The organism is Pedobacter nototheniae, assembly GCF_004335085.1.
In the GTDB taxonomy this organism is placed as follows: domain Bacteria; phylum Bacteroidota; class Bacteroidia; order Sphingobacteriales; family Sphingobacteriaceae; genus Pedobacter; species Pedobacter nototheniae.
In genome coordinates this window covers 1-500 of sequence record NZ_RQRS01000069.1, presented here as the reverse complement: position 1 = coordinate 500, position 500 = coordinate 1, and the positions used below count along the sequence as shown (strand labels likewise).

Below are 500 nucleotides of genomic sequence, written 5' to 3'. Positions count from 1 at the left end.
CAGCGATAAAAAAAGCAATTCCGCAGAACCACATCAAAAATTGAGTGGTTTTATCGTTAAAAACGATTTTAGTTTCTTTTTTTTCTAAAACTTCTATTTTTTCAGGAATAGAAATTTTTTGAAGTTTTAAATTAATCTCATTTAAAGTGTTTTTAAGCGCTTTTATTTCATCGGTGTTATAATTATGCTTTATTTCATAATTTGGCTTAAAACTAGCTAAAACAACCTCAAAATGACTTAATTTTTGATTAATGCCGTTTTCAAATTCAGACAAATAAGTTTTAGCTACTTTTTTATTTTCTAGTTCTGCCTTGATTTGTTCCGATGTTTTTATTTCGCTCATTTTCTTGTGTTTTAGTGGTTCTTTCGTTTTTTATAGCTTGTCGAATATCCTTTTGCATTTTTTCGTCTAATTCGATTTTTAAAGATTTTTCTAATTGGTCTTTTAGGTGCATGAACCCCCTGTACTCTCGATGGTTTAAACTTAGGTTTTTACTGCC

2 protein-coding genes are annotated in these 500 nt (G+C 28.6%); both read right to left on the bottom strand.

Annotated elements, in window-relative coordinates:
* A partial coding sequence (locus EHC72_RS22490) for a hypothetical protein (protein ID WP_131539964.1) occupies positions 1 to 343 on the bottom strand: 343 nt, incomplete at its 3' end.
* Positions 294 to 500, bottom strand: a 207-nt coding sequence (locus EHC72_RS22970) for a hypothetical protein (protein WP_211660353.1), incomplete at its 5' end; no start/stop codon positions are given. The genes EHC72_RS22970 and EHC72_RS22490, both read right to left, overlap by 50 nt.